Origin of the sequence: Clostridium thermobutyricum DSM 4928, assembly GCF_002050515.1 — a bacterium.
GTDB classification, from domain to species: domain Bacteria; phylum Bacillota; class Clostridia; order Clostridiales; family Clostridiaceae; genus Clostridium; species Clostridium thermobutyricum.
Map to the genome: position 1 here is coordinate 39,146 of NZ_LTAY01000027.1, position 6,871 is coordinate 46,016.

The 6,871-nt window shown below is 28.8% G+C and carries 5 protein-coding genes; all 5 read right to left on the minus strand.

Annotated elements, in window-relative coordinates:
- Nucleotides 1-165 precede the first annotated feature (165 nt).
- Complete coding sequence (cls, locus tag CLTHE_RS05170; RefSeq protein WP_080022307.1) at nucleotides 166-1,602, minus strand: cardiolipin synthase; 1,437 nt, start codon at nucleotides 1,600-1,602, stop codon at nucleotides 166-168.
- A gap of 129 nt (nucleotides 1,603-1,731) precedes the next feature.
- On the minus strand, nucleotides 1,732-3,924 hold the full coding sequence (locus tag CLTHE_RS17105; protein WP_080022308.1) for a DNRLRE domain-containing protein: 2,193 nt from the start codon (nucleotides 3,922-3,924) through the stop codon (nucleotides 1,732-1,734).
- Between the two features lie 237 nt (nucleotides 3,925-4,161).
- A complete protein-coding gene (locus CLTHE_RS05180; RefSeq protein WP_002598388.1) occupies nucleotides 4,162-4,314 on the minus strand; it encodes a zinc-ribbon domain-containing protein in 153 nt (50 codons plus the stop codon).
- 398 nt (nucleotides 4,315-4,712) lie between these two features.
- On the minus strand, nucleotides 4,713-6,386 hold the full coding sequence (locus tag CLTHE_RS05185) for a MutS-related protein (protein ID WP_080022309.1): 1,674 nt from the start codon (nucleotides 6,384-6,386) through the stop codon (nucleotides 4,713-4,715).
- Between the two features lie 279 nt (nucleotides 6,387-6,665).
- Nucleotides 6,666-6,871: ferritin family protein (locus CLTHE_RS05190; protein ID WP_479723343.1), on the minus strand; the 206-nt coding region annotated here is incomplete at its 5' end.

Here is a 6,871-nt window from a genome sequence, read left to right on the forward strand (position 1 = left end):
ATTTTTTCATTTCAATTCTCCTTTTCCAAATTATTACTTTTATTTTTTATAATTCTAACACACATTTATTACTACGTCATTAATTTCTTTATTTTTTAGATAGATTCGTATGAAAACATTTTATTTTTATTAATTTATCATTATTTTTCAATTTATTTTAAACATTTATAATATTGGAGAAAGTAATCTAATTATTGACTCTAGTATCTTAATTCCTCTTCCTCTATTTTCATGTTTTTCTCTCGTAATCTCATCTGAAACTTCAAGATCCTTCATAAATTGTTTTTCAACATTTTTAGCTATCTTCTTATTATAAATAAACGAGTTAACTTCAAAATTCAACCTAAAACTTCTTATATCCATATTAGCAGTTCCAATACTTGCAACTTCACTATCCACAACTAAAACCTTAGCATGAACAAACCCATCATTATAATAGAAAATTTTTGCACCTGCATCTAAAAGTTCTCCTATATATGAACTAGCTGCCCATTGCATAAATTTATGATCTGGCTGACCTGGTATAATAATTTGAACATCTACACCAGATAAAGCAGCTATTCTTAAACTTTCCATCATTGTATCATCTGGTACAAAATAAGGTGTAGTTAAAAATATATTTTTCTTAGCATTAGTAATCATTTTTACATATCCATTTTTTATATATTCTTCATTATGATCTGGTCCACTAGTAACAATTTGAATTCCAACATCACCTTTTTCTAAATCTCCATCATAATTATACTTATCAAAATCAATTATTTGTTCATTTGCAGCATAGCACCAATCTAGAAGAAACCTTTCTCCCAAATCTGTTACAGCTTTTCCTCTTATTCTAATATGAGTATCACGCCAATTTCCTATTTTTTTATCTTTTCCTAAATATTCATCTCCTACATTAAATCCTCCTACATATCCATACTCTCCATCAATTATAACTATTTTTCTATGGTTTCTATAATTTACTCGTGTATTTATATGTGGAAGTATTCCTGGGAAAAATATTGAGAATTTTCCTCCAAGCTCTAAATATCTTTTCAAGCTTTTTTTAGTCATTTTATGTGAGCCCATAGCATCGACTAAAAATTTAACTTCAACTCCTTCTTTTAATTTTTTCTCTAAAGCTTCAATAATTTCTGTTCCAATTTCATCTTTCCTAAAAATATAATATTGAATGTGTATATAATTTTTAGCATTTTTTATATCTTTAAGAAGTGCATTAAATTTATCTTTTCCATTATGGTAAATTTCAATTTCATTATTTTCCGTATATCTTGCTCCAGAATTATTAAAATTCATTTTTCTCAAATCAAAATATCTACTTCCATCATCTTTTCCTTCTGAAATATTTAAGTAATTATCTTTTAAAGATTTTCTTTTATATGCATCTATTATAGCTTTTTCTTTAAACAACTTTTGTCTACTAAAGTTTTGACCTATTATTATATAAATTATAAATCCAATACCAGGAAGTAATAAAAAAATCAATAGCCATGCCCATGTAGTAGTTGGATTTTTTCTTTCAATAAATATTAATGAAAGTGAAAATATAATATTTAATAATATTACTACTACTGTTAACCAAAAAAAATGCACTTTCATCCCCTCCCTCTTCTGTAAATTTTTCTTTTTTTAATTATATCTCTCTATTATAATTTTTGCACTATTTATATAAAAAAACATGCATAATTGTTTAATTATGCATGTCTCTTTTATAAACTAATAATCTTTCTATGATATTTTAATTATAGTAATTCTTGTTAAGCAATATTTTAATGGACATTTAGAAGAATTTACTAATTGTAATTCAACTTTGCTACCACAATTGAAATCAACTATAGCTGAGCTAGCTAAATTAACTGAAATTCCTGTCTTACAAATTTCAGCTGCAGCAATTCCTATAGAGTTTTTATTTGCTACAAGTTTTATTTCAGCTAAATTTCCACATTCTCCTATTGCTGAAGTTGAGAAATTAATTAAATAAGCTCCTCTTTCTCTTAATTCTATAACACTGCTTCCTTCTCTATGGCAGATTGAATCTCCATTTATAACTATATTATTTCCTAAAGCTAACGCATGTTGTCCATTAACTAATTGACATCTATCTGCACAAATATATGCATTATCAATAGTAGGAGTTTCTCCTGGTTCACCTTGTGGCCCTCTACATCCTTTTGGTCCTTGTGGTCCCATTGGTCCTGGATCTCCTTTTGGTCCTTTACATCCTTTTGGTCCTGGTTCACCTTGTGGTCCTTGTGGTCCCATTTCTCCCTGTGGACCTCTACATCCCATTTCACCTTTTGGCCCTTCTGGTCCTTCTGGTCCTATTGGTCCTTCTGGTCCTCTTGGTCCTTCTGGTCCCATTGGTCCCATTGGTCCTTGTTCTCCTTGAGGTCCTTGTTCTCCTTGTGGCCCTTGTGGTCCTTCTGGTCCTTCTGGTCCTTCTTCACCTTGTGGTCCTACTGGTCCTTCTGGTCCTGAATCTCCTTTTGGTCCAACTTTTCCTTCTGGTCCTGTTGGTCCTTCTGGTCCTACTGGCCCTTGTACACCTTGTGGTCCTGCTGGTCCTACTGGCCCTTCTGGCCCTACTGGTCCCATCTCACCTTGTGGTCCTCTATCACCTTTTGGTCCCCTTGGTCCCATTTCTCCTTGTGGTCCTTCTGGCCCTTCTGGTCCTTCTGGTCCTTCTTCTCCATCTTCACCTTGTGGTCCTTGTGGTCCTATTGGTCCTTGTGGTCCTTGTGGTCCTTCTAATCCCTGTGGTCCCATAGGTCCTACTGGTCCTTGTATTCCTTGTGGGCCCATTGGTCCTGGATCTCCTTGTGGTCCTACTTCTCCTCTTGGTCCTTGTACACCTTCTGGTCCTTGTGGTCCTTGTGAACCTTCTGGCCCTTCTGGCCCTTCTGGTCCTACTGGTCCTTCTGGTCCTCTTTCGCCTTCTGGTCCTTGAATACCTTGAATACCTTGTTTTCCTTGTGGTCCTGTTAATCCTCTTGGTCCTTCTGGTCCTCTTGGTCCTTGTGGTCCTTCTGGTCCCATTGGTCCTTCTGGCCCTGCTGGTCCCATTTCACCTGTTAATCCTTGTGGTCCTGTTGGACCTACTGGTCCTTCTGGTCCAACTTCACCTTTTTCACCTTTAGCTCCTTGAACTCCTCTTGGTCCTTGTGGTCCTTGTGCTCCTTTTTCACCTTTTGGCCCTATTGGTCCTCTTGGTCCTTGTGGTCCTTGTTGTCCTTCTTCACCTTGTGGTCCTTCTGGCCCAATTAAGCCTTCTGGTCCTTCTGGTCCTTGTAAACCTACTGGTCCTTGATCTCCTTTAGGTCCTTCTGGTCCTTCTGGCCCTCTTGGTCCTTCCGGTCCTCTTGGTCCTGGACAACAACAATTTTCTTTATCTTCACATACTACTTTTAAAACTGGTCCATTCATTTCTCTAGAAGATTCAAATACAACTTCTCCTATTGAATTATCAGAAATAGCTATAGTAATTCCATTATTTTTTATAGTACCTTTAACCCATTTAGAAACTAAATCAGTTATTTTAATTGAAATATATTTTCCTACACAATCCTCTGAAATCATTATGTTCTTTTTGAATGATTTAGTAGATGGTGCAGTATTATAAGTTACCACTTCTGGATTAAAACTTTCTTCATTATATAAAATATCTATATTAACATTTTTACAACTACAGTTCGTATTTAGTTTCTTAACATATAATTTTAATTCAGCTTCAAGTATTTTATATCCACATCCGCAATCGTGAATATTTAAATTAAACTTCATTAAAGAATTTGCAATTTTATCTTTACATCCCCATTCTTCCTTTTTTTCTACTAGTAAAAAATTTTCACTTGAAAAATTATCATTTGGATAAGCAGATGAAACAAACGTATCACTATTAGTGTAAATATTTTTTCTAATCAAAATGCCACCGCCTTTTTTATAATTAATGTTTATACTACTAATATATTTTTTATAACTAATATGGCTACAATTTATTTTTAAATGTTCTAATATCTGACAAAAAAATATTTTTCTGCTTTTTTAGTATTAATTAATTTAGGATGTATGACTTTTGTTTTTAATTATGTAATAGCTAAAATTATTTATAACTTCACAATAAAAAAAGAGACCTAAAAAGGTCTCTTGTAAATTTCAAAACTATCTGTTGTTTCTTTGTTGTTTTCTAGCTTTTCTGCACTCTGGGCATCTTACTGGATCATTTTCAAATCCTTTTTCTTTGTAGAACGCTTGTTCTCCTTCAGTGAATAAGAATTCTTTTCCACAATCTTTACATACTATTGTTTTATCCATTTTAAATTCCTCCTTGTTTAAAGACTTGATTGAAACTTATAAATTCTCTAAATAAGGAGAAAATTATAATTTACCACATCTTTAATTCAAATATTTACTGTATTTCTACTATTTCACTTTAACAGATTAGGAACTTTTTATCAATAGATTTTCATAAAATATTTTGAAAATTTAAAATTTTCACTTTTAATTCTATTTTTAATGTTAATTTTAACATTAACTCTACCTTATAAATTATTCCTATCATATAAAAAGCAGTTAACTTTAATATATCCATTTTTAATATATTTTATACTTTTAATATTTTATTATAGCTAATATTTTTATATAAATTTTATAGATATATTATTCACTATATATTTATATTCAAATTTTAAACTTTTGATACTAATTTATAATTAATTCAACTTTTTCCATTTATTATTTTTTATAAAAAATTTAATATTTTCTTCTGCTGTTTCTGTAATTTGTTTATCATATCCTATTAATTCTAACATTTTTATTGCATTTCTAGTTTTAGATGGTCCTTTTTTTAATTTATAATCGAATCTTATTCTATTATCTTCTATACATTCTTCAAAATTATAGTTTTTAAATTTATTTTCTAATATATATGTTAGTTCAATATCATGTGTAGCTCCAAAACAAATACATTGTTCATTTTCTGAAAGCATATTTAATATTTCAGTTGAAGCTGCTATTCTTTCTAATGTATTTGTTCCCCTAAGTACTTCATCAATAAAACAAATACTATATTCCTTACTTTTACTTCCATCTAAAATTCTCTTTATAGATTTTATTTCTGCAATATAATAACTTTCATTCTTAAAAATATTATCACTCAAAGCCATAGAACTATATATCTTAAAAAAACTAGTTTTAAACTCTTTGGCACATACAGTGTTAATAGTTTGAGCTAAAATGCAATTTAATCCTATACTTCTTAAAAAAGTACTTTTTCCAGAAGCATTAGATCCTGTTATTAATATATCCTCCTTAGTTTCTAAGCTATTCTTTATTGGATTCTTAATTAATGGATTATATATCTCTTTAAAACTTATAATTTTTTCTTTCTCAAACTTTGGATTTGAATATTCTATTGTTTTTCTAAATGATGCTATACTTATAAAAGAATCTATACTTCCTATAAATTCATAAATTTCTCTTATACTATCTCCTTCATTTTTAATTATATTTTCAACCTCTATAAAATTAACAACTTTGCTTAAAGTTATAATTTTAAAATACTCTCCTATTACCTCTAATTCATTATTTATATTAATTTCTTTTTTACCAACTCTTTTATTCCTCAAATCCTTTACTTTTTTAAAAGATTTATCTAATTTATCAAATTTATCATTTATCTCTTTTATATTTTTCTTATATATTTTTAAAGCATTATTTATCATAATATTCATATACATATAATCTTTCATTCTATATTGAACTAATTTTTCAATTCTAAAATGAATGAAAATATTAACTATTATATTTAAAACTAATAATACCACTAATTTTAAGTTTATAAATGATAAAAATATAAATATAATTAAGCTCCATCTTAAAATATCAAATATATATCCCTTAGTAATAAAAACATCTATTTTTTTAAAATAATCTGAAAGTCTTGCAGAATTTTCAAATCCTATACTACTAAGTATTACTTGTATATTAAATCTTTCTTTTTCATTATCGCTTAAAAATTTTATTAAATTTTCTCTCTTTTCAATTTCAGATTTGCTAAAACTAGGAGTTCTTAACATCTTATATAACACTTCTCTTCCAATAGAAGTTCTAGTATTACCTATTATTTCAAATATAGATTCCATCTCTAAATCATTCCATGTTATATCATCAATATAAAAATTTTCTCCTTTTGTATTTTCAAAAAAGCTTTTATTGTTTTTATCTTTATAGACATACTCTTTTTCTAAATGATATCTTGTCCCATAAGATTTTATAATATCTTTTTTTACGATTTTTTTCCATCTGTATTTTATATATTTTTCAGTTAATAACATTGAAAAAATAATTATTAAAGCAAAAATAATGTATTTATATATCTCACTCATCTAAATACCCCCTTATATAATTGTATCATAATTACTTTTAAGGTAAATAAAGTATTTCAAATGTTGTTTTTTAATAAAAAAAAGAACCTGAAGGGGTCAGGTTCTTTCTAATTTGGATGAATGTTTATAGTAATTTTTTAAATGGACAATTTAATCATCTCCAGATTGCTCTAGATTAATTAAATTTAGTATAAACAGCTTAAATTTAGCTTATGTACGGGCAAATTAAACATATAAATATCGTCTTAATTTGCCCATTATTATTCCTTAATTTTTAAATTATGCAAAATATCTGTCTAATAAACCTTTGAAAGCTCTTCCATGTCTAGCTTCATCTTTACACATTTCGTGAACTGTGTCATGGATTGCATCTAAGTTTAATTGTTTAGCTAATGTAGCTAATTCTTTCTTACCTTGGCAAGCTCCGAATTCTGCATCTACTCTTGCTTGTAAGTTTGCTTTTGTATCAGCAACTACTACTTCAC